Annotated in this window: 19 protein-coding genes, 2 tRNA genes and 1 pseudogene; 4 read left to right on the top strand and 18 right to left on the bottom strand. The window is 70.7% G+C overall.

Annotation, left to right across the window (positions count from 1 at the left end):
- Positions 1-9: 9 nt before the first annotated feature.
- The 5 genes from ACH4S9_RS35375 to ACH4S9_RS35355 form a co-directional block, all read right to left on the bottom strand.
- Positions 10-1,716: a class E sortase gene (locus ACH4S9_RS35375; RefSeq protein WP_398375650.1), complete on the bottom strand. Its 1,707-nt coding sequence runs from the start codon at positions 1,714-1,716 to the stop codon at positions 10-12.
- The gene (locus ACH4S9_RS35370; protein WP_398375648.1) at positions 1,713-2,363 is read right to left on the bottom strand and encodes an aminodeoxychorismate/anthranilate synthase component II; all 651 of its coding nucleotides are present in this window, start codon (positions 2,361-2,363) and stop codon (positions 1,713-1,715) included. The genes ACH4S9_RS35375 and ACH4S9_RS35370 overlap by 4 nt, the downstream gene beginning before the upstream one ends.
- Positions 2,360-2,551: a hypothetical protein gene (locus tag ACH4S9_RS35365; protein WP_352130763.1), complete on the bottom strand. Its 192-nt coding sequence runs from the start codon at positions 2,549-2,551 to the stop codon at positions 2,360-2,362. Before ACH4S9_RS35365 ends, ACH4S9_RS35370 begins: the two co-directional genes overlap by 4 nt.
- Before the next feature lie 52 nt (positions 2,552-2,603).
- Positions 2,604-3,290 carry a class E sortase gene (locus tag ACH4S9_RS35360; protein ID WP_311725974.1) on the bottom strand — a complete coding sequence of 229 codons (687 nt, stop codon included), beginning with the start codon at positions 3,288-3,290 and terminating at the stop codon, positions 2,604-2,606.
- A 62-nt stretch (positions 3,291-3,352) separates the two neighbouring features.
- Positions 3,353-4,120, bottom strand: a complete 768-nt coding sequence (locus tag ACH4S9_RS35355) for a DUF881 domain-containing protein (protein ID WP_311725975.1) — start codon at positions 4,118-4,120, stop codon at positions 3,353-3,355.
- Between the two features lie 145 nt (positions 4,121-4,265).
- On the opposite strand from ACH4S9_RS35355, the gene crgA reads away from it, so the two are divergent.
- Complete coding sequence (gene crgA / locus ACH4S9_RS35350; RefSeq protein ID WP_311725976.1) at positions 4,266-4,523, top strand: cell division protein CrgA; 258 nt, start codon at positions 4,266-4,268, stop codon at positions 4,521-4,523.
- Between the two features lie 343 nt (positions 4,524-4,866).
- On the opposite strand, the gene ACH4S9_RS35345 is transcribed toward crgA, so the two are convergent.
- The gene (locus ACH4S9_RS35345; RefSeq protein ID WP_311725977.1) at positions 4,867-5,754 is read right to left on the bottom strand and encodes a rhomboid family intramembrane serine protease; all 888 of its coding nucleotides are present in this window, start codon (positions 5,752-5,754) and stop codon (positions 4,867-4,869) included.
- Between the two features lie 132 nt (positions 5,755-5,886).
- Positions 5,887-6,420: a peptidylprolyl isomerase gene (locus ACH4S9_RS35340; RefSeq protein ID WP_311725978.1), complete on the bottom strand. Its 534-nt coding sequence runs from the start codon at positions 6,418-6,420 to the stop codon at positions 5,887-5,889.
- A 302-nt stretch (positions 6,421-6,722) separates the two neighbouring features.
- Here ACH4S9_RS35340 and ACH4S9_RS35335 point away from each other — a divergent pair, with 302 nt between their 5' ends.
- On the top strand, positions 6,723-7,433 hold the full coding sequence (locus ACH4S9_RS35335; RefSeq protein ID WP_398375645.1) for a DUF5324 family protein: 711 nt from the start codon (positions 6,723-6,725) through the stop codon (positions 7,431-7,433).
- A 10-nt stretch (positions 7,434-7,443) separates the two neighbouring features.
- Here ACH4S9_RS35335 and ACH4S9_RS35330 read toward each other — a convergent pair whose 3' ends face one another.
- Both ACH4S9_RS35330 and ACH4S9_RS35325 read right to left on the bottom strand, forming a co-directional pair.
- Positions 7,444-8,589, bottom strand: coding sequence for a response regulator (locus ACH4S9_RS35330; RefSeq protein WP_311725980.1), 1,146 nt, complete (start codon positions 8,587-8,589; stop codon positions 7,444-7,446).
- Between the two features lie 275 nt (positions 8,590-8,864).
- Positions 8,865-8,937, bottom strand: a tRNA-Ala gene (locus ACH4S9_RS35325).
- Between the two features lie 117 nt (positions 8,938-9,054).
- On the opposite strand from ACH4S9_RS35325, the gene ACH4S9_RS35320 reads away from it, so the two are divergent.
- Both ACH4S9_RS35320 and ACH4S9_RS35315 read left to right on the top strand, forming a co-directional pair.
- Complete coding sequence (locus ACH4S9_RS35320) at positions 9,055-9,600, top strand: transcriptional regulator (RefSeq protein ID WP_014177978.1); 546 nt, start codon at positions 9,055-9,057, stop codon at positions 9,598-9,600.
- Positions 9,601-9,648: 48 nt separating this feature from the next.
- On the top strand, positions 9,649-11,247 hold the full coding sequence (locus ACH4S9_RS35315) for a protein kinase (protein WP_398375643.1): 1,599 nt from the start codon (positions 9,649-9,651) through the stop codon (positions 11,245-11,247).
- 40 nt (positions 11,248-11,287) lie between these two features.
- Here ACH4S9_RS35315 and ACH4S9_RS35310 read toward each other — a convergent pair whose 3' ends face one another.
- From ACH4S9_RS35310 to ACH4S9_RS35270, 9 genes and pseudogenes are all read right to left on the bottom strand, one after another.
- On the bottom strand, positions 11,288-12,676 hold the full coding sequence (locus tag ACH4S9_RS35310; RefSeq protein ID WP_358846723.1) for a hypothetical protein: 1,389 nt from the start codon (positions 12,674-12,676) through the stop codon (positions 11,288-11,290).
- A gap of 178 nt (positions 12,677-12,854) precedes the next feature.
- Positions 12,855-12,989 carry a DLW-39 family protein gene (locus tag ACH4S9_RS35305; RefSeq protein ID WP_003958712.1) on the bottom strand — a complete coding sequence of 45 codons (135 nt, stop codon included), beginning with the start codon at positions 12,987-12,989 and terminating at the stop codon, positions 12,855-12,857.
- 186 nt (positions 12,990-13,175) lie between these two features.
- Positions 13,176-13,249: transfer RNA gene (locus tag ACH4S9_RS35300), tRNA-Ile, on the bottom strand.
- 61 nt (positions 13,250-13,310) lie between these two features.
- Positions 13,311-13,901, bottom strand: a complete 591-nt coding sequence (locus ACH4S9_RS35295) for a DUF3566 domain-containing protein (protein ID WP_311726192.1) — start codon at positions 13,899-13,901, stop codon at positions 13,311-13,313.
- A 141-nt stretch (positions 13,902-14,042) separates the two neighbouring features.
- Positions 14,043-16,658, bottom strand: a complete 2,616-nt coding sequence (gene gyrA / locus ACH4S9_RS35290; protein WP_398375641.1) for a DNA gyrase subunit A — start codon at positions 16,656-16,658, stop codon at positions 14,043-14,045.
- A 44-nt stretch (positions 16,659-16,702) separates the two neighbouring features.
- The gene (gene gyrB, locus ACH4S9_RS35285) at positions 16,703-18,745 is read right to left on the bottom strand and encodes a DNA topoisomerase (ATP-hydrolyzing) subunit B (RefSeq protein ID WP_398375639.1); all 2,043 of its coding nucleotides are present in this window, start codon (positions 18,743-18,745) and stop codon (positions 16,703-16,705) included.
- Positions 18,746-19,090: 345 nt separating this feature from the next.
- Positions 19,091-19,624, bottom strand: coding sequence for a DciA family protein (locus ACH4S9_RS35280; protein WP_311725985.1), 534 nt, complete (start codon positions 19,622-19,624; stop codon positions 19,091-19,093).
- Complete coding sequence (recF, locus tag ACH4S9_RS35275) at positions 19,621-20,823, bottom strand: DNA replication/repair protein RecF (protein ID WP_358846720.1); 1,203 nt, start codon at positions 20,821-20,823, stop codon at positions 19,621-19,623. Before recF ends, ACH4S9_RS35280 begins: the two co-directional genes overlap by 4 nt.
- Before the next feature lie 45 nt (positions 20,824-20,868).
- Positions 20,869-20,975, bottom strand: a pseudogene (locus tag ACH4S9_RS35270) (6-phosphogluconate dehydrogenase); the annotation flags it as partial.

Here is a 20,975-nt window from a genome sequence, read left to right as displayed (position 1 = left end):
CGTGCTCGCTCACTGGACCAGCGCGTCAGGCTTGCCCTTGCTCCGCGGCCGCTCGTCGACCATCTTGCCCCAGACGATCATGCGGTATTTGCTGGTGAACTCGGGGGTGCAGGTCGTCAGGGTGATGTAGCGGCCCGGCTTCGTGAAGCCTGAGCCAGGCGGCACCGGACCGATCACCCCCGTGTTCGAGGGCGGGGTCTGCGGCAGGATGCTGGTCATCTCGTAGGTGAAGTACGCGCTCTGGGTCTCCACGACGATCTTGTCGCCGGGCTTGAGATTGTTGATGTACCGGAACGGCTCGCCGTGGGTGTTGCGGTGCCCGGCCAGCGCGAAGTTGCCCTTCTTGTCCCAGGGCATGGCGGTCTTCAGCTTGCCCTCGTTGTAGTGGCCGACCATGCCGTGGTCGAGGACCTTCAGCTTGCTGATCCCCTCGGCGATCGGGGCCTTGACGTCCAGCTTGGGGATGTAGAGGATCGCGAACCCCTCGCCCGGCGAGAACGTGCCCGGATCGCGGTTCCCGGCGCCGTCCCGGTCCCACTTCTTCTGGAGGCTGTTCGCGGCGCCGTTCGCCTGCTGGTGAGCCCGGATGTTGGTCCACCACAGCTGGTACGTCACGAAAAGCAGCATCAGCACGCCGACGGTGATGAACAGCTCACCGACGAGACGGCTCACGACGACGGCGGGGCTGTCCTTGCGCGCCCGGGCGGCGCGCTTGGCCTCCATACGGGTGCGGGGGGCGGCCGCCGTCGTCCGCAGCTCGCTCCCGGCCTCGGCGGCGGCGGTACTCGTAGCGCTGTCGTCCTTGCCGCCCGCCCCGCCGCGCGCGCGGGCCCCCCCTCTGCCGCCGCCGCGCCTGGCCGCCGCCTGCGCGGCCCGCCGACGGGCGGCCCGGCCCCCGGACGGCGGGTCCTGCGGGCCGGCCGCGGCGCCCGGCTCGCCCCCGCCGTCGCCGGACCTCGGGCCGGCGGATTCCGCCCCGCCCGTCTCCGCCGGCGCGGGGGGCGCCTGGACCTGCCGCAGCAGCACCGTCTGGTCGTCGCCCTGGAGAGGCTGGACCGCGCGCAGCGCCACGGTCTCGTCGTCGGCCGCCGGAGCCCGCCGCCGGCCGGATCCCCTTGCCGGAACCGTCGGAGCCTCCGGAGCCTCCGCCGCGGGCACCGGCGACAGCACGGCCGTCGCCTCCGGATCGGCGGGCCCGGCGGGTGGCGCGGGGGCGCGGCGGTGACGGGCCCGGGACGGGCCTCCAGAGGGCCCCTCGGAGGCTGGGGCGGGTCCTGGCACAGACGGGGCCGTATGCCCCGCCACAGGCCCGGCAGCGGCCGTTCTGGCGGCTCCCGTCACGGGCCCCGTGGTGGGTCCTGGTGCGGCCCCTGCGCCGGGCCGTCTGTCGGGCCCCGTGGCGCGCCGTGTGTCCGGCCGTGTGTTCGGCCCTGTGTTCGGCCCTGTGGCGGGCCCTGGTGTGGCCCCTGTTGTGGGCCCGGCCACAGGCCCCGGGGCGGGCCCGGTCACGATCCCCGGCACCAGCCCCGGCGAGGGTCTCGGCAGCGGGTCGGTCAGGGGGTCGTCCAGCCCCTCCACAGCCGCCGCGAACGCGTCCGTCTCCCCATAGGCATCGTCATAGGCGTCGTGCGGCCCGCTCGGCTCGTACGACGCGTAGGGGTCGGGCTCCTGGGCGCCTTGGGGCGCGCCCTCGCGCTCGGGGCGCAGTGCGGTCACTCGCCGGCCTTGCCGCCGACCGTCCCCACCACGGGGGCCAGGCCCGCCGACCGCCCCACCGCCCCCGTGTCGCCGCACTCCTCAAGCCAGTTGGCGAGCATGCGGTGACCCCATTCGGTGAGCACCGACTCGGGATGGAACTGCACGCCCTCGACGCGCAGCCGACGGTGGCGCAGCCCCATCACGATGCCCGTCTCCGTCCAGGCCGTGATCTCCAACTCGTCCGGGACGGTGTCCCGTTCGACGGCCAGCGAGTGGTAGCGGGTGGCGGTGAAGGGCGACGGCAGGCCGCGGAAGACCCCGGCGCCCTGGTGCGTCACGAGCGAGGTCTTGCCGTGCAGCAGCTCGGGAGCGCGCCCGACGACCCCGCCGTACGCGACGGCCATGGACTGCATCCCCAGGCAGACGCCGAAGACCGGCACTCCGGTGTCCGCGCAGTGCCGCACCATGTCGACGCAGACGCCCGCCTCTTCGGGGGTGCCGGGGCCCGGGGAGAGCAGGACGCCGTCGAAGCCGTCCTGGGCGTGGCCCAGGGCCACTTCGTCGTTGCGCAGCACCTCGCACTCGGCGCCGAGCTGGTAGAGGTACTGGACCAGGTTGAAGACGAAGCTGTCGTAGTTGTCGACGACCAGGATGCGTGCGCTCACCGGGGGCCCGCCATTCCCTCGTCGACCGTCACGTCGCCGAACGGAAGCAGGGGCTCCGCCCACGGGAAGACGTACTGGAAGAGCACGAAGACGATCGCCAGCACCAGGACGAGCGAAATCAGCGCCCGCACCCATGCGTTGCCCGGCAGATGCCGCCAGATCCAGCCGTACATGCCATCCCTACCCACGACGAAGAAGTCGACTGCACCAGAGTAAGGGGCCGGGCCTGGGGCCGGTGGGTCAGTGGAGCAAAGCTTCCGGCTTGCCTTCGGTCACTGGACGGGTGGCGTCCAGATGTGCCCATGCGATCAGCCGGTGGCTGTGCCCCCACTCCGGCTCACAGGTGGTGAGGGTCAGATAGCGGCCCGGGCCCCGGAATCCGGACTTGCGCGGCACCGGGTCGATCACGCCGACGTCGGTGGGCAGCGTGCGGTAGGGCCGCTGGTCGATGCGGTACGTGTACCAGGTCGCGCCGTCGGTCAGCACCACGGCGTCGCCGGGGCGCAGCCGGGGGAAGTCCTTGAACGGGTCGCCGTAGGTGCGGCGGTGCCCGGCGACGGCGAAGTTGCCCCGGGCGCCGAGTCGGGCGGTGCGCGCGTAGTGGCCCAGGCCCTTCTTCAGGGTGTCGGTCGCGGTGCCCTCGAGGACCGGCTTGACCCAGTCGGTGCCGAAGCGCGGGATGTACATGATCGCGAAGGAGGAGCCGTCCCGGTACGGCCGCGGCTCGGCCCGGCCCTGCGCCGCCGTCGCCGCGCCGCCGACGGGGCCGGTCGCCCATCGGTCCTGAAGCCGGTCGATCTCCCCGTCCATCGCGCGGTCGGCGCGGACCCCGGTCCAGTACAGGATGTAGACGACGAAGAGGACGATCACGGTGCCGACGGTGAGACACGCCTCACTGAGCGTCCTGATGACCAGTCGCACCCTCATCGGCCGCACACCTGTCCGTGTTCGCGGCGTTTGCCGCGCTTGCCGGGTTTTCCGGGTTCAGCTCACTGGGGCTGGGCGTAGTGCAGGTCCACTGTGCCGGAGTAGCCGGGCAGAGTCACGCGGTCGTGCTGGGCGACTTTCCAGCCGAGCCCGTACGCCTCGACGTAGCTGCGGTAGTTCTGGATGGCGGGGGAGGCGGTCAGGGCGGCGCGCAGCTTGCCCCGGTCGCCGACGGCGGTGATCGTGTACGGCGGCGAGTAGACCCGGCCCTGGAGGATCAGGGTGTTGCCGACGCAGCGCACCGCGCTGGTCGAGATCAGCCGCTGGTCCATGACCTTGATCCCCCGGGCGCCGCCCTGCCACAGCGCGTTGACCACGGCCTGGAGGTCCTGCTGGTGGATGACGAGGTCGTTGGGCTGCGGCTCGGGCACTCCGGGGATCTTCGCCGTGGCGTTCGGCGGGGCGTCGGTGAGGGTGACGGAGAGCCCCGTTCCGGTGAGCTTCTCGGTGCCCGCGGCCCGCTCCAGCGCCGCGAGCTCGCGGCGCTCGGCGTCGGTGGCGCCGTTGTCGCGGCGGGCGAGGGCGTCGACCCGCGAGCGCAGCTGGGCGGCGCCGTCGTCGAGCTGGGCGTTCTTGCGGCTGCGCTCCTGGATGAGGTCGGACAGCCGCAGCATGGACTCGTCGCTGCGGAGATTGGTGCCTTGGGCGGTGTTGAAGCTGGTCCAGAAGATCAGTCCGGCGAGCGCGAAGACCGCGGCGGTCAGCAGACGGACGGGGCGGAAGGCGGGGCGGCGGGGGCCCGGGGTGGGGGTGCCGGCGGAATTGCTCAACGTACCCTTACTCCTTACGACGCCGCGGAAGGACTACGCTAACTGACGCCCACAAGGGAAGGGCGTGGTCCCCCGGCCGGTCCCGACCCGGCGCCGTCCGTACCAATCCGCGCGGTTACGCAGCGCATCGACAGGAGAGTTCCTCGTGCCGAAGTCACGGATCCGCAAGAAGGACGACTTCACGCCGCCGCCGGCGAAGCAGGCCACTAGCATCAGTCTGAACAGCGGCCGCCGCTGGGTGGCTCCGCTGATGCTGGCGATGTTCCTCATCGGCCTCGCCTGGATCGTGATGTTCTATGTGACCACCGGGGACATGCCTGTCGAATCCCTGGGCAACTGGAACATCGTGGTCGGCTTCGGCTTCATCGCCGCCGGGTTCGTGGTCTCCACTCAGTGGAAGTAGGATCGGCTCTCCGATCCTCCGCACCCTGGTCGTCCACAGAGTTATCCACAGCCGGGGAAAACTCAGAAGATCTGTGGATAACTTCCGCCGCATTGACGCCGGTGTGATCGGCCGAGCACTTCCGTTCGATCGTTGACACCGGCCTCTGCCTGCGCAAACGCAGATGAGTGCGGACCCGCACTGATGTTCTCCACAGCTTGCACAAGATCGGCCGCCCGCTGTGGACAACTGCGCTGTGGATATCCCGGAGGCCAACCCGTACACCGGCCCGTGCACCGGCAGGCCGGCCCGCCAGCGGACCGGTCAGCCGGTCAGCCGGTCAGCCGGTCAGCCGGTCAGCCGGTCAGCCGGTCAGCTCCATCGTGCGCACCCACACCATCGCGACGATCACGAGCAGCGCCAGAACACAGGTGCCCTGCTGCACCAGCGCGCGCTTCTCGCGCGGCGCGTGCACCATCCCGTACGCCACCACCGTGCCGACCACCAGCCCGCCCACATGGGCCTGCCAGGAGATGTTGGCCCAGGTGAAGGTGAAGAGCAGATTCAGCACGAGCAGCGCGATGACCGGCCGCATGTCGTACCGGAGGCGGCGCATCAGGACCGCCGTCGCACCCAGCAGACCGAAGATCGCACCGGAGGCGCCCAGCGAGGGCTGGTTCTGCGCCGCGAGCAGATATGACAGCGCGCTGCCGCCCAGTCCGGCCAGCAGATACACCGTGAGATAGCGGGCCCGGCCGAGCGCCGCCTCCAGCGGCCCGCCGAGCCACCACAGCGACAGCATGTTGAAGGCGATGTGGATGGGCTGCTGGTGCAGGAAGACCGAGGTGAGCAGCCGGTACCACTGACCCTCGGCGACGCCCACCAGGCTGTTGGTGCCCGGGTCGTACGCCCGGCCCACCAGATCGAGGGCGTTGACGAAGTGGTCGCCGACCGCGAGCGCCATGAACCACACGGCGAGGTTGATCCCGATGAGGATCTTGGTGAGCAGCCGCGGATCGGAGGTGAGGGCGCCGCCCGCTATCGTGCGCGGCCTGGCATCCCGCACCGCGTGCCCCGCCGGAGCGGGGCCGGCGGAGGAGCCCTGTCCACCGCCGCGCACACACTCCGGGCACTGGAAACCGACCGAGGCGCTGATCATGCACTCCGGGCAGATCGGCCGCTCACAGCGGACACAGCTTATGCCGGTCTCCCGCTGCGGGTGCCGATAGCAGCAGACCGCCTGGTCCTCCATCGTCTCCCCTTGCCCTGCACTCCATGCTCGCACCGGGCCCACGCGCCCGCCTGCCTGCCGTCAAGACGGACAGGCGGGGCGCGAAGTTCCCGTCACCGGGTCCTGTGCGGCCCGGAACGGACCCGTACGAGGTCAGCCCTCGCGGGTCTCCACGACGACCGACTCGATGACGACGTCGTTGAGCGGCCGGTCGGTCCGCGGGTTGGTCGAGGTGCCCACGATCGCGTCCACGACCTTCTGGCTCGCCTCGTCGACCACCTCGCCGAAGATGGTGTGCTTGCCGGTCAGCCACGTGGTGGGCGCGACGGTGATGAAGAACTGCGAGCCGTTGGTGCCCGGGCCGGCGTTGGCCATCGCCAGCAGGTACGGCTTGTTGAACGACAGGTCAGGGTGGAACTCGTCGCCGAACTCATAGCCGGGGCCACCGGTGCCGTTCCCCAGCGGGTCACCGCCCTGGATCATGAAGCCGCTGATCACGCGGTGGAAGACGGTGCCGTCGTACAGCTTCTCCTTGGCCCGCTTACCGGTCGCCGGGTGGGTCCACTCACGGGTGCCCTCGGCGAGCTCCACGAAGTTCTTGACCGTCTTCGGGGCGTGGTTCGGCAGCAGCCGGACCACGATGTCGCCATTGTTCGTCTTCAGGGTGGCGTAGAGCTGCTCAGCCACGATCTACCTTCCATAGGTTTCACTGCGGTCCCCCGATCCTCGCACGGACGCCGGACGGACGCGTACCCGCCGAAGCCGCGCGCGGCGCACACGATTCATGCCGCCTCGGGCGGGAACCCGTACCTGCCCCGGACGGGAAGCCGCACGTGCCCGGGTCGCCCGTGTGCCCCGGATGCCCGACCACGCGTGCCCGGCGCCCCGCGAACCGGCATGATCTTCATAATGACCAGAACACCATATAAAACACTTTAAGGACAGAACGCCTCACGACCGACAGCACCGCCACCGAGGAGGAGGATCCCGTGACCCGCATGGACAGCGTGCGAGCCGCGACCGGCACCGCCAAGGGCAGCTTCCTGCACGCCGCGGAGGCGGTGGCACCCTACGCCGGCACGGCCAAGGGCACCGCCGCGCGCTACGCGCACACGGCCCGCGTACAGCTGGCGCCGAAGGTTACGCACGCCGCACACCACGCCCGCCACACCGCCGGCGTCCAGTACCACGTGCACATCGCACCGCGGCTGACCCAGGCCCGCGGCACCCTGCCCCGAGGGGTCGACGCCGCCGCCACCCGCGCCACCGCCCGCACCCGCAGGGCGGCGCGCCGGGCCGCCCGGTACACCGCGCCGCGCGTCCAGCTCGCGATCGCCGGGGTGCGCACCGCCGCCGGGCCGATGCGCGAGGAGGCCCTCATCCGGAGCGCCGCGGCCCTCGCCGCCCTGCACGGGAACGTGACCGCGGCCGACATCAACAGGCTCGCCAGGCGGCACCGCCGCAGGGCACGCACCGGCCGCATCGCCAAGCGCGCGATCTTCGTCGGCCTCGTGGGCGCCGTTGCCCTCGCCGCGTGGAAGTGGTGGAACAGGCAGGCCAACCCCGACTGGCTGGTCGAGCCCCCGGCGGCGACCGAGGTGGGCGGGCGCGAGCCGCTGACGTCGGTGGACGGCAGCGACCAGTCCGCGCTCGACCCCGAGGCGCAGGCCAAGCAGGCGGACGAGAAGAAGGAGCGCTGAACCGGGCCGGTCAGTGGGCGGCGGCGCGCTCGCTGTACCGGCGCCTCTCCAGAAAGATCTCCGTGAAGACGGAGACCTTGGCGCGCAGCGCCCAGGGATCGAACGGCTTGGCGATGTAGTCCACCGCCCCGGCCGCGTATCCCCGGGAGGAGTGCTCCGGATCGGCACCCATCGCGGTCAGGAAGATGATCGGGATGTCCCGGTTACGGGACCGCCGCTGGATATGGGCCGCGGTCTCATAGCCGTCCATCTCCGGCATCTGCACATCCAGCAGGATCACCGCGAAGTCGTCGTGGTCGAGCAGCGCCTTGAGGGCCTCCTGCCCCGAGGCCGCGGTCACCAGCTCCTGGTCCAGTGTGGCCAGCACGGCCTCCATGGCCAGCAGGTTGTTGTGCTGGTCGTCGACCACGAGGATCTTCGGACGGAGCCCCGAGCAGGGCTTGGCCATCGCGGGCCCCGCGGGGGCGTCCGGCACCTCCTCCGGCCCCGGGGCCGCCGCGGGGCGCTGGGACTCCACCATGGCCAGCTGCCGCTCCAGCATCTGGCAGCGGTCCTCCGCCAGCATGCCGCGCAGCCGCACATCCTCCAGCTCCTCGGCGAGGCGCTTCACCTCGCGCCGGAGCATGTCCCGCTCCTTGATCAGCTCCGCGTGATCGGGAAGGCCCAGCTCCAGCGTGTCCGCCCGCATCCGCTCGGCCGCCCACTCCGACTCCAGCTGGCTCAGCCGCACCTCGAGATCGGCGATGCGGTGCTGGCGGTCCAGCAGAGCCTCACCGAGCACGTCCTCCTTCACGCTGGACGCCCGGGCCTCCCGGTCGGCGTCCGCCAGCTGATGCTGGAGGATCTCCATCGCGTGGCCGGGCGACCCGCTCGTGTGCACCGCGGCCCGGTGCAGCTCCCGCACCAGCTCGATGGCGGCCGGGGTCGCCGCGGCGCCCCGCCGCTCGGCGAGATCGGTGAACAGGTCCTGGACGAACTCCCACGGCGGGATGCGCATCCCGCTCAGATAGCGCGAGAGCGTGCCCGGATCGCGGTGCCTGCGCGCGGCGTATCTGCGCACCGAGACATCCAGCCCCTTGAACAGGTTCCGCAGTGCCAGGGCGAATTCCCGGCATTCCTCGCTCAGACCATCACCCAATGGCCGCAGCTCACGCATCTTGTCTCCCTGCACGGCTGATCGCGCCGACCAGACGACTCCCGGACCGCTTGCCCGAGTTGAGGCCAGCGTGGGGGATCGACGTGGTGTTGCACGCGACAACCGCGAGAGCGGCAACATCGGGCAACATGCGGGAGGACAATGCCCCGGAACGGCAGCCCTGGAGCGCGCCGAGGAACCCGGCCGAGCGGAATCAGGCCGAGGGACCGTACGCGGCGATGGCGGCACGACAAACCGGCCAGGACACACATCGGTGTCCTGGCCGGTGACGAAAGTGGAGCCTAGGAGAGTCGAACTCCTGACATCCGCCATGCAAAGACGGCGCTCTACCAACTGAGCTAAGGCCCCGTCGCCGATCAGGATACCTGGTCGTGACCGCCTTTCCCGACCGGGTATCGCTCGCGCGTACCGCCCTCCGTAGGATGCCACGCAAGATTCGCTGCCGCGAAGCGAAGGGGAGAGCGAATGGACGCAGCACAGCAGGATGCCACCGCCCGCGCACGGGAGCTGCAACGCAGCTGGTACGGGGAACCGCTGGGGGCGCTCTTCCGCCGTCTCATCGACGACCTCGGCCTCAACCAGGCCCGCCTCGCCGCCGTCCTCGGTCTGTCCGCGCCGATGCTCTCGCAGCTGATGAGCGGCCAGCGCGCGAAGATCGGCAACCCGGCCGTCGTCCAGCGGGTACAGGCCCTGCAAGAGCTGTCGAGCCAGGCCGCGGACGGCCGGGTCAGCGCCGCGGAGGCCGCCGAGCGCATGGAAGAGATCAAGAAGTCCGCGGGAGGCTCCGTCCTGAACACCACCCAGACCACGGCGAGCACCGGCGCCCCGACCGTGCGGCGCGTGGTCCGCGAGATCCAGTCGCTGCTGCGCTCGGTCTCCGCCGCGGGCGACATCATCGACGCCGCCGACACCCTCGCCCCCACGCACCCGGAGCTGGCAGAGTTTCTCCGGGTGTACGGCGCAGGGCGGACCGCCGAGGCGGTCGCCCACTACGAGGCGCACCAGAACTGATGGGCTGACGGACTGCTGACGAGCCGATGAGTGGGCGGGGGCCGCGCGATGGGTGAAGTCTTCGCGGGCCGGTACGAGCTGGTCGACCCGATCGGGCGCGGTGGCGTGGGCGCCGTGTGGCGCGTCTGGGACCACAGGCGCCGTCGGTATGTCGCGGCGAAGGTGTTGCAGCAGCGCGATGCGCACACCCTGTTGCGATTCGTCCGGGAACAGGCGCTGCGCATCGACCACCCCTATGTGCTGGCACCGGCCAGCTGGGCGGCGGACGACGACAAAGTGCTGTTCACCATGGACCTGGTGGGCGGCGGCTCGCTGGCGCACCTCATCGGTGACTACGGCCCGCTGCCGCCGCGCTATGTGTGCACGCTGGTGGACCAGTTGCTCTCCGGCCTTGCGGCGGTGCACGCGGAAGGCGTGGTGCACCGCGACATCAAGCCCGCGAACATCCTGCTGGAGGCCACCGGGACCGGTCGGCCGCATCTGCGGCTGTCCGACTTCGGCATCGCGCTGACGAAGGGGGAACCCCGGCTCACCGAGGCCAACTTCGTCATGGGGACGCCCGGTTACTTCGCGCCCGAGCAGATGATGGGCGAGGAGCCGGATTTCCCGGCCGACCTCTTCGCGGTCGGGCTGGTGGCGCTGTATCTGCTCAGCGGGCACAAGCCGGACGCGGACGCCCTGATCAAGGTGTTCGAGCAGGGCGTGCCCAACGCGCCCGAAGGGGTGCCCGAGCCGCTGTGGCAGGTGATAGCGAATCTGCTCCAGCCCGATCCCGAGGACCGCTTCCGCACGGCCACAGGGGCGCGCAAGGCGCTTCTCACGGCCACCGAGATGCTGCCGGAACCCACCCTCGACGACGACGTCATCGAGGTCTTCGACCATCTCGGGCCGCTCCCCGAGGGGTTCGGGTCCGACGGCCCCACCCGCCCGGCCGGGCGGGCAGCCTCGGCTACGAAGACCGGCACGGAAACCGACCGGGGGACAGCCAGGGACGCGGACGGTGCGGGCACCGGCCCGACGCCCCGGCCACCGGCTCCCCAGGGGCCCGTGACACCCCCGCCGTCCGACCCCCAGCCGTCCGTCTCGCGGCCGTCCGTCTCGCGGCCGTCGATGTCGGACACCGGCAGCTTCCAACTGCCCCCGCCACAGCCCCAGACGCCGCACACGGGGATCACGCCACAGTCGGCCCCGCACCCGACCCCACAGCCGCCGTCGGCACCCCAGCCGCGGGTGCCCGAGCCGCACACCCCGCTGCCGCCACCACCACGGCCCCAAGCCCCCTACGCCCCCCACACCCCGTACTCCGGGGTCCCGCAGCCGCCGACCCCTCATCCAACCCCTCATCCAACCCCTCATCCGGCGCCCGCACGCCCTCCACAGCCGCCGCGGTCCCCGCTCGATCCGCGCCGGCCGGGCCTCCCGCCCACGCATGCGCCCACCCCCACTCCCACTCCGGCCACCGCTCCCGCTCCGGCGGCCCGGCACGAATTCCCTTCCACTCGTCCATACACCGCTCCGCAGCCGCAGGTTCCCTCCGCCACCGCCCACCGCCGCCCCGGACCGCCCCGCAAGGCAGTGATCGCGATCCTGGTCGCCGCGGCGCTGTGCTTCGCGGTCGGCACCTGGGCGTTACTGGCCGCGGGCTGACCGGCCCCCGGCCGACCGGGCACCGCACGGCCGAGCCGGACTACCAGGACGACGGCGGCCCGTACCGCCGGTGCCTGCCCGGCCCCGGCGCCGCGGCCACGGCCGCCGGGGCGCGCCGCCGGGCCGCCAGCGTCCACCCTCCGAGCCCGAGCAGCAGCAGCCCGCCCACGGCGTAGCTCACATAGCCCACCATCCGCAGCCGGCCGTTGTCCGTCCCGGCGCGCACCCCCGTGGCGTCGTCCGTGGTCTGCGGCCCCTGCGCGGCCTCCCGCCGGTCGGCATCCGTGAGGCCGAAGCCCGCCCGGACCGCGTCCCCGTCGTACGTCGGACCGGGCTTCGGGGTGCCCGAGACCCGCACCCGCAGGGTGAGCGGCACGACGTCATCGAAGAACCGCGCCACGTCCGGGCTCACGGTGACCGCCAGGTAGTACCACCCGGCGAAGCTCGTGGTGCGCACCGAATACTCCGCGCGCGCGGTGCGGTTGCCGTACGCCACGGGGATGGTGCTCACCTCCGTCCGCGCCTCCTGGCCCTCGTAGGCGACGAAAGAGCTCTTCTTCGTCAGGCCGCGCGCCGGGTTGAAGACCCTGAGCCCCAGTGCGTCGTTCACACCGGCCGTCCCTCCCGTCTTCGCGGCGGACAGTTCGGCGGTGGCGTCGAGCCGCTGTCCCCAGTCGACCGGAACCCGGTAGAAGTGGGTCTCGCCCGGCCTGATCTGGTCCGCCCACACCCCTGTGGACAGCGGACGCGCGTCGTTGAACGCCGTGCCGCCCGTCCGCCACCGGGCCTTGCCCGTGGGCGGATCCGGCGGCGTGGTGCGCCAACTGCCCTCAGGAGCCTGCTCCTTGTCCCCGCCCTTCACCGGCGGCTCCACCATCAGCCGGAGCTCCAGCGGCCAGCGGGCGGGGTCCTGGGAGCCGGCCGGGCGTGCCACCGTGACGAGATACCGGCCCGCCTTCCGGCAGGAGGCCACGGAGCCCGGGGCGACCTGCCGCGCGGCGTAGTCGGCGAGCGGATAGGCCACGCCGGTCGCCTCGATCTTCCGGTCGGAGTTGCCGCAGATGGTGCCGTCGGGGCTCTCCAGCGTCACCTTGAGCCCGTCGCGGTACGAGGCCACGCCCGCCCCCGGCCGGGGCGCCGCGACGGCCGAGACATACGCGCCGGAGGTGGCGTCCAACTGGACGCTGTAGTGACGCTTCTCACCTCCGGCGATGCTGTCGACGTAGCCGCGCCCCGGCTTCAGCAGCGGGGCTCCCTCGGCTTCGCCGGTGCCCTGGACCGAGGTCCCCGCGGTCCGGTACGGCCGGGCCTCGCCGGCCCCGTCCGCGGGCGCGGCCCAGGCCGGGCCGACCGGCCCGGGCACCGTGGCCACCACGCACAGCGCCGCCACCGCGGCGAGGCCGGTCCTGACCTTGCTGCGGTCATCCATCGGGGGTCACTCCTCGTCGTCCCGGCCGCACGGCCCGTTCAACTTTGCTTATGCAAGCCATTCATTTGCAAGAGTGAATACAGGGTCCGGATCGCCGCGTTTTCCGCGACGGCCGCCAGTAAAGCCGACAGGGCCCCGACCGCTCCAGCGGTCGAGGCCCTGTACAGAGCTGTTGGTCTCACACACCCGAACCTGCGGGCACGGAGTCGGTCGCCTCCGTCCACAGATCCTGCTCGGCGCGATCCGCCTGGATCTGGCGGTACACGAGGAGCCCGCCGATGGCGGCCAGTGCGACCAGGAGAAGCTTCTTCACCGCGCTACCTCGTCTCTTTCCTTGACGTAGGGGACCTCTGGCGCCCGATGATACACACCGGCCGATACCGTTCGGTGACCTATGCCCGGCATTGGTCGACCGAGGACCGTTTCATCAACTACCGGGGCGCCTCTACGGAATCAGCCCGGGCGGAGAGAAGATCTCCGTCCGGGCTGATCTCGCCGGTGGGGCTAACAGGACTTGAACCTGTGGCCTCTTCCTTATCAGGGAAGCGCTCTAACCGTCTGAGCTATAGCCCCGCGCTGCACCGAAAGATTAGCGCACGACCAGCCCTGTCCCAAAATCGGTTACGGACGGCCGCTACTCGTCCTCGGCGAGCGTGACCTCCACCCCGCCGACGAAGCTCGCCGACAGGTTGTAGATGAAGGCTCCCAGGGTGGCCAGCGCCGTCGCCAGCACCACGTTGATCGCGGCGATGACCGAGGTGAAGACCAGCACCCGCGGCAGCGACAGGAACGACTCCAGGTCGAAGCCGGTGCCCTTCTTGGACTCCGTGGCCTCGCTGAGCGTCCCGCCCACCGCGCTGAAGACGCCCATTCCGTCCATGACCATCCACAGCACCGCCGCGGCGACCACGGTGCAGATGCCCAGCGCGATCGCGAGCAGGAAGCTGACCTTCATCACCGACCACGGGTCCGCCCTGGAGACCCGCAGCCGCGCCTTGCGCGTACGCGGGGCCGGGCGGGCGCCCGACTCGGAGCGCGGCCGGCGCACCGCGGTCGGCTGCTGCCCCGTGCCGCCCCGGGCGGCGTGCGCCGCGCCGGCGGCCGGCGGGGCGTACGCCTGCGGCGGGTGGTACGGCTGCGCGGGCGGCTGCTGCCCCCGCTCGCCGGGCAGCGGGCTGCTCGAGTAACCCTCGTACGGCGGCTGCGGCTGCCTGATGTCCGTCACTGTTCCCCCATGGGAGTCGGTGGCGGGGCCACGGGCGCCCGCCGAAGCGGACGATACGCCCCCGGCGGGTGCGGCTCCCGGCACCGGCCCCTGACCGGCACCCGCTCCGCCGCCCGCGGCACCCGTGGCTCCACTCACGACTTACTCCTCGGTCTCGTCGGCCGGGGGCGGTGTGCCCTCGGCCGCCTCGGACGCGGCCCCCTCGGCTGCCTCACTCACGGTCTCGGACTCGTCCTCGACCTCTTCAGCCTCACGACCGGCCTCGGCGTTCCGGGCGATGCCCACGACGGCATCGCGCTTGCCCAGGTTGATCAGTTGGACGCCCATGGTGTCACGGCCCGTCTCCCTGACCTCGTTCACCCGCGTACGGATTACGCCACCGCCGAGCGTGATCGCAAGGATCTCATCAGTCTCCTCGACCACCAGCGCCCCGACCAGAGAACCGCGGTCCTCCACGATCTTGGCGGCCTTGATGCCGAGGCCGCCACGGCCCTGGACGCGGTACTCGTCAACATTCGTCCGCTTCGCGTACCCGCCGTCGGTGGCGGTGAACACGAACGTACCGGGACGGACGACATTCATCGAGAGGAGCTCGTCGTCCTCGCGGAAGCTCATGCCCTTGACGCCGGAGGTCGCCCGCCCCATCGGCCGCAGCGACTCGTCCGTGGCCGTGAACCTGATCGACTGTGCCTTCTTGCTGATCAGCAGCAGATCGTCTTCGGCCGAAACCAGCTCGGCCCCGATCAGCTCATCCTCCTGGCCGCCCTCCGTCTCCCGGAGGTTGATGGCGATCACGCCACCCGACCGCGGCGAGTCGTAGTCCTTGAGCGGGGTCTTCTTCACCAGCCCCGACTTCGTGGCCAGCACCAGATACGGCGCCGCCTCGTAGTCCCGGATCGCCAGGATCTGCGCGATCTGCTCGTCCGGCTGGAACGCCAGCAGGTTCGCGACGTGCTGGCCGCGCGCCTCCCGGCCCGCGTCCGGCAGCTCGTAGGCCTTCGCCCGGTAGACCCGGCCCTTGTTGGTGAAGAACAGCAGCCAGTGGTGGGTGGTCGAGACGAAGAAGTGGTCGACGATGTCGTCCTGCTTCAGCTTGGTGCCGCGCACGCCCTTGCCGCCGCGCTTCTGCGAGCGGTAGTCCTCGGTCTTCGTCCGCTTCACATAGCCGCCGCGGGTGATCGTGACGACGATGTCCTCCTCGGCGATCAGGTCCTCGATGGACATGTCGCCGTCGAAGGGGATCAGCTTGGAGCGCCGGTCATCGCCGTACTTCTCGACGATCGCGGTCAGCTCCTCGCTGATGATCTGCCGCTGCCGCTCGGGCGAGGCCAGGATCGCGTTGTACTCATTGATCTTGGCCTGAAGCTCGTCGTGCTCCTGGATGATCTTCTGACGCTCCAGGGCGGCGAGCCGCCGCAGCTGCATCTCCAGGATCGCGTTGGCCTGGATCTCGTCGATCGTCAGCAGGTCCATCAGGCCCGTACGCGCGATCTCCACCGTGTCACTGCGCCGGATCAGCGCGATGACCTCGTCGATCGCGTCCAGCGCCTTGAGCAGACCGCGCAGGATGTGGGCCCGCTCCTCCGCCTTGCGCAGCCTGAAGCGCGTCCGGCGGACGATGACCTCGATCTGGTGGGCGACCCAGTTGCGGATGAAGGCGTCCAGCGAGAGGGTGCGCGGCACCCCGTCGACCAGCGCCAGCATGTTCGCGCCGAAGTTCGTCTGGAGATCGGTGTGCTTGTACAGGTTGTTGAGGACGACCTTGGCGACCGCGTCCCGCTTCAACACGATGACCAGGCGCTGGCCGGTCCGCGAGGACGTCTCGTCGCGGACGTCCGCGATGCCGCCGATCCTGGCTTCCTTCACCAGGTCGGCGATCTTCTGCGCCAGGTTGTCCGGGTTGACCTGGTACGGCAGCTCGGTGACCACCAGGCACTGGCGGCCCTGGATCTCCTCGACCTCCACGACCGCGCGCATCGTGATCGAGCCGCGGCCGGTGCGGTACGCCTCCTCGATGCCCTTGCGGCCGACGACCAGGGCGCCGGTGGGGAAGTCCGGGCCCTTGATCCGGTCGATCAGGGCGTCGAGCAGTTCCTCCGGCGTGGCCTCGGGGTTGGCCAGGAACCACTGGGCACCCTCGGCCACCTCGCGGAGGTTGTGCGGCGGGATGTTGGTGGCCATGCCGACCGCGATCCCCGCCGAGCCGTTGATCAGCAGGTTCGGGAAGCGGGCCGGCAGGACCGTCGGCTCCTGGTTGCGCCCGTCGTAGTTGTCCTGGAGGTCGACGGTGTCCTCGTCGATGTCCCGGAGCATCTCCATGGACAGCGGGGCCATCTTGCACTCGGTGTAGCGCATGGCCGCGGCCGGGTCATTGCCCGGGGAGCCGAAGTTGCCGTTGGAGTCGACCAGCGGCATCCGCATGGACCACGGCTGGGCCAGCCGCACCAGGGCGTCGTAGATGGACGAGTCGCCGTGGGGGTGGTACGTGCCCATGACGTCGCCGACGACGCGGGCGCACTTGTAGAAGCCCTTCTCGGGGCGGTACCCGCCGTCGTACATCGCGTACAGCACACGCCGGTGCACCGGCTTGAGGCCGTCCCGGACGTCGGGCAGCGCACGGCTCACGATCACGCTCATCGCGTAGTCGAGATACGAGCGCTGCATCTCCGTCTCGAGGCCCACCGGCTCGACGCGGAGCGTCGCGGCAGCCCCCTGGGCGGTGTCTTCAGGCGTGTTCGGGGTGTTCTCGTCGGCCATTGCTGGTCAAGTCCTTCTGTCGTCTGCGGCTGCTCGGGGCCGACTCAGATATCGAGGAAGCGGACGTCCTTGGCGTTGCGCTGGATGAACGAGCGCCGGGCCTCGACGTCCTCGCCCATCAGGACCGAGAACAGGTCGTCGGCCTGCGCCGCGTCATCCAGGGTGACCTGGCCCAGGACGCGGTGATCGACGTCCATGGTGGTCACGCGCAGCTCCTCGGCGTTCATCTCGCCCAGCCCCTTGAAGCGCTGGACCGAGTCCTCCTTGATGCGCTTGCCCTGCTCGCGGCCGGCCTGGATCAGCGCGTCCCGCTCGCGGTCCGAGTACGCGTACTCGAAGTCGTCCCGGCCCCACTTGATCTTGTAGAGGGGCGGGCGGGACAGGAAGACATGGCCCGCCTCGACCAGCGGACGCATGAAGCGGAAGAGGAAGGTGAGCAGCAGGGTGTTGATGTGCTGGCCGTCGACATCGGCGTCCGCCATCAGAATGATCTTGTGATAGCGGAGCTTGCTGATGTCGAAGTCCTCGTGCACACCGGTACCGAACGCCGAGATCAGCGCCTGGACCTCGTTGTTCTGGAGGATCTTGTCGACCCGCGCCTTCTCGACGTTGAGGATCTTGCCTCGGATGGGCAGGATCGCCTGGTACTGCGGGTTGCGGCCGGCCTTGGCCGAGCCGCCGGCGGAGTCACCCTCGACGATGAAGATCTCGCACTTGGACGGGTCGTTGGACTGGCAGTCCGCCAGCTTGCCCGGCAGTGACGCGGTCTCCAGCAGCCCCTTGCGGCGGGTCAGATCGCGGGCCTTGCGGGCCGCGACCCGGGCCGTGGCCGCCTGGATCGACTTGCGGACGATGTCCGATGCCTCGTTGGGGTTGCGGTCCAGCCAGTCGGCCAGATGCTCGTGGACGATCTTCTGGACGAAGGTCTTCGCCTCCGTGTTGCCCAGCTTCGTCTTCGTCTGGCCCTCGAACTGCGGCTCGCCGAGCTTGACCGAGATGATCGCGGTCAGACCCTCACGGATGTCCTCACCAGTGAGATTGTCATCCTTTTCCCGGAGCAGCTTCTTGTCCCGCGCGTACTTGTTGATCAAGTACGTCAGCGCGGCGCGGAAGCCCTCCTCGTGGGTACCGCCCTCATGGGTGTGGATGGTGTTCGCGAAGCTGTAGACACCCTCGCTGTACTGGGTGTTCCACTGCATCGCGATCTCGACCGAGAGCATCCGCTCCTTGTCCTCGGCCTCGAAGCCGACGACCGTGGGGTGGACCAGCTCCCCCTTGCGGGAGTTCAGGTACTTCACGAAGTCGACGATGCCGCCCTCGTAGCAGTACTTCACGGAGAGCGGCTTGCCCTCCTCGTCCACATGGGCCGCGCGCTCGTCCTTCAGCGAGATGGTCAGGCCCTTGTTCAGGAACGCCATCTCCTGGAAGCGCCGCGACAGCGTCTCGAAGGAGTACTCGGTCGTCTCGAAGACATCCGGGTCGGCCCAGAAGGTGACCGTCGTGCCGGTCTCCGCGACCGGCTCGTTCTTGGCCAGCGGCGCGGTGGGGACACCAAGCTTGTAGTCCTGGGTCCAGCGGAAGCCGTCCCGCTTGACCTCGACCGACACCTTCGTCGACAGCGCGTTGACCACGGAGACGCCGACGCCGTGCAGACCGCCGGAGACGGCATAGCCGCCGCCGCCGAACTTGCCGCCCGCGTGCAGCACGGTCATCACGACCTCGACGGCCGGCTTCTTCTCCACCGGGTGGAGGTCGACCGGGATACCGCGGCCGTTGTCGACCACGCGGACCCCGCCATCGGGCAGGATCGTCACCTCGATGCTGTCCGCGTGACCGGCCAGGGCCTCGTCCACGGAGTTGTCCACCACCTCTTGGACGAGGTGGTGGAGGCCGCGCTCACCGGTGGAACCGATGTACATACCGGGTCGCTTGCGGACCGCGTCCAGGCCCTCCAGGACGGTGATCGCACTGGCGTCGTAAGACGGCGAGGCCAGAGCCTCATCGCCGCCCTTGGACGGGATCTCGGACGGGATGTTCTCGTTGGGGTTGCCGGAATCGGCCACGAAGCGCCCTTTCTGGCACAGCACGAGCCGTCTCCGGGGCAGGCAGGAGCGGCTGCGTCGTTCAACATGTTTCCGCAAGCGCTCGGTGCGCAAGCGGCGACGGTGTACGCGCCCAGTCTACCGGTAGCGCCGACAAGAATGGGGGCTTGCCGGTGCCTGAGTCCGCATGTGCCGCCCTGAACCGGTCACCACCGACTCCCCATATCTGGGGACGGGGTCCAAGAGGCTCACACCGCCACTCAGCGCTTCGGGACGTCAACCACCGGCAACCATGACAGACGCCCCAGCGGCCACCCCCTGCACAGCCGACCCGCACCGCCCCCGCACCCGGCCCCGCGGGGGGCGCACAGGAGCACACAGACCGCCAGGTCAGCCGTAGGTGTCCCCGGGGCCCGTACTGCCGGGGGCGCGCAGCGATCCGTAACGCCGGGCCGGGCCGCCCGGGCCCAAGACCTTGATCAGCTTCACCGTGCCCTGGCCCAGATCCGCGTTGAGCCGGGCCACCAGCTGCGGGGCCAGCAGCCGCAGCTGGGTCGCCCACGCCGTCGAGTCGCACCGCACCGTCAGCACCCGCGCGTCCTCGTCGTACCGCAGCGGCTCACAGTGCTGCGCCACCTCAGGCCCCACCATCTGGGGCCAGCGGCCCATCACCCCGCCGACGGCGGCCGGGGTCTCCCAGCCCCGCTCGGTGATCAGCCGGCTGATCGCGGCGCCGAGCGGCAGCGGATCGCGCCCGTCCGCGCGCGCGCCGGAGCGCAAGCCCCCTCGGCGCGCCTGCTTCTTCTGCTGCGCCGCCGCACCACGGGCGCGCGCCTGCTCTTTGGCGGCGCGCAGCGCCACCCGCGCCAGGTCGACCCCCGAGGGCTCCGGCGGGGTGGGCGGGGGCCCGGACTGCTCGGTCACAGGGGCCGCACCTCCCCTTCGGACACCGCATAGCGGGCGCCCGCCAGCACACCGGGGACGTCGTCCTCCACTGCCGCCGTGACCAGCACCTGCTCCCCGGGAGCCACCAGCTCGGCCAGCCGCTCCCGGCGCCGCTCGTCGAGCTCCGCGAAGACGTCGTCGAGCACCAGCACCGGCTCGCCCGCCCGCCGGCCCGCCCCGGCGCCTCCGCCCTCGGCGGATGGCCCGCCGGCCCCCCACGTGACATCCGCGCGCAGCAGGTCGTACGAGGCCAGGCGCAGGGCCAGCGCATACGACCAGGACTCGCCGTGGCTCGCATAGCCCTTCGCCGGAAGCTCGCCCAGCCGGAGGATCAGATCGTCGCGGTGCGGGCCGACCAGCGTCACCCCGCGCTCGATCTCCTGCTTACGGGCGGCGGTGAGCGCGGCCGAGAGCTGCTCGTACAGCTCCTCGCGGGTGCCCGAGGCCGCCAGGCCGTCACCGACGGAGCTGCGGTAGTCGAACCCCACCGGGCCTCCCCCCGGGGCCAGTTGCTCGTACGCCTTGTCGGCCAGCGGCTGAAGCGCGGCGATCAGATCGAGGCGCTGGGCGAGCAGCTCGGCACCGGCCCGCGCCAGATGCTGGTCCCATACGTCCAGAGTGGACAGCGCCGCATCCCCGCCGGAGCCGCGGCCGCCGTGGCGCCGGGCCAGCGCGGCGGTCTTGAGCAGGGTGTTGCGCTGCTTGAGAACCCGGTCGTAGTCGGCGCGGACCCCCGCCATGCGCGGCGAACGGGCGGTGACCAGCTCGTCCAGGAAGCGACGGCGCTCGCCGGGATCCCCCTTGACCAGGGCCAGATCCTCGGGCGCGAACAGGACCGTACGCAGAATGCCGAGCACATCACGCGGTCTGACCTGGGAGGATCTATTGATTCTGGCCCGGTTGGCCTTGCCGGGGTTCAGCTCCAGCTCGACCAGCTGCTGCCGCTCTCCCTCGACGATCGCGGCCCGCACGATCGCCCGGTCCGCGCCCATCCGCACCAGCGGGGCGTCGGAGGAGACGCGGTGGCTGCCGAGCGTGGCCACATAGCCGACGGCCTCGACGAGGTTGGTCTTGCCCTGGCCGTTGGGCCCTACGAAAGCCGTGACGCCCGGCCCCAGGGGGACCTCGGCCCGGGCGTACGAGCGGAAGTCGGCGAGTGACAGATGCGTGACATGCATGGTGGCGGTGCCGACCTCCCCCGGCGGCTCCCTTGCGGGGGCTGGTTACTTCTTGTTCTCGACCGCGTGGCCGCCGAACTGGTTGCGCAGTGCGGCGATCATCTTCATCTGCGGGGAGTCGTCCTGGCGGGACGCGAACCGGGCGAAGAGCG

Origin of the sequence: Streptomyces sp. NPDC021225, from assembly GCF_044332865.1 — a bacterium.
Taxonomy (GTDB): domain Bacteria; phylum Actinomycetota; class Actinomycetes; order Streptomycetales; family Streptomycetaceae; genus Streptomyces.
This window is presented reverse-complemented; position numbering and strand designations above follow the sequence as displayed.

Coding starts and splice junctions, on each gene's coding strand:
- recF (WP_358846720.1), bottom strand. CDS start 20,823: ATGCATGTCACGCATCTGTCACTCGCCGACTTCCGCTCGTACGCCCGG.
- ACH4S9_RS35360 (WP_311725974.1), bottom strand. CDS start 3,290: ATGAGGGTGCGACTGGTCATCAGGACGCTCAGTGAGGCGTGTCTCACC.
- ACH4S9_RS35310 (WP_358846723.1), bottom strand. CDS start 12,676: ATGGATGACCGCAGCAAGGTCAGGACCGGCCTCGCCGCGGTGGCGGCG.
- gyrA (WP_398375641.1), bottom strand. CDS start 16,658: ATGGCCGACGAGAACACCCCGAACACGCCTGAAGACACCGCCCAGGGG.
- ACH4S9_RS35330 (WP_311725980.1), bottom strand. CDS start 8,589: ATGCGTGAGCTGCGGCCATTGGGTGATGGTCTGAGCGAGGAATGCCGG.
- ACH4S9_RS35345 (WP_311725977.1), bottom strand. CDS start 5,754: ATGGAGGACCAGGCGGTCTGCTGCTATCGGCACCCGCAGCGGGAGACC.
- ACH4S9_RS35315 (WP_398375643.1), top strand. CDS start 9,649: ATGGGTGAAGTCTTCGCGGGCCGGTACGAGCTGGTCGACCCGATCGGG.
- ACH4S9_RS35320 (WP_014177978.1), top strand. CDS start 9,055: ATGGACGCAGCACAGCAGGATGCCACCGCCCGCGCACGGGAGCTGCAA.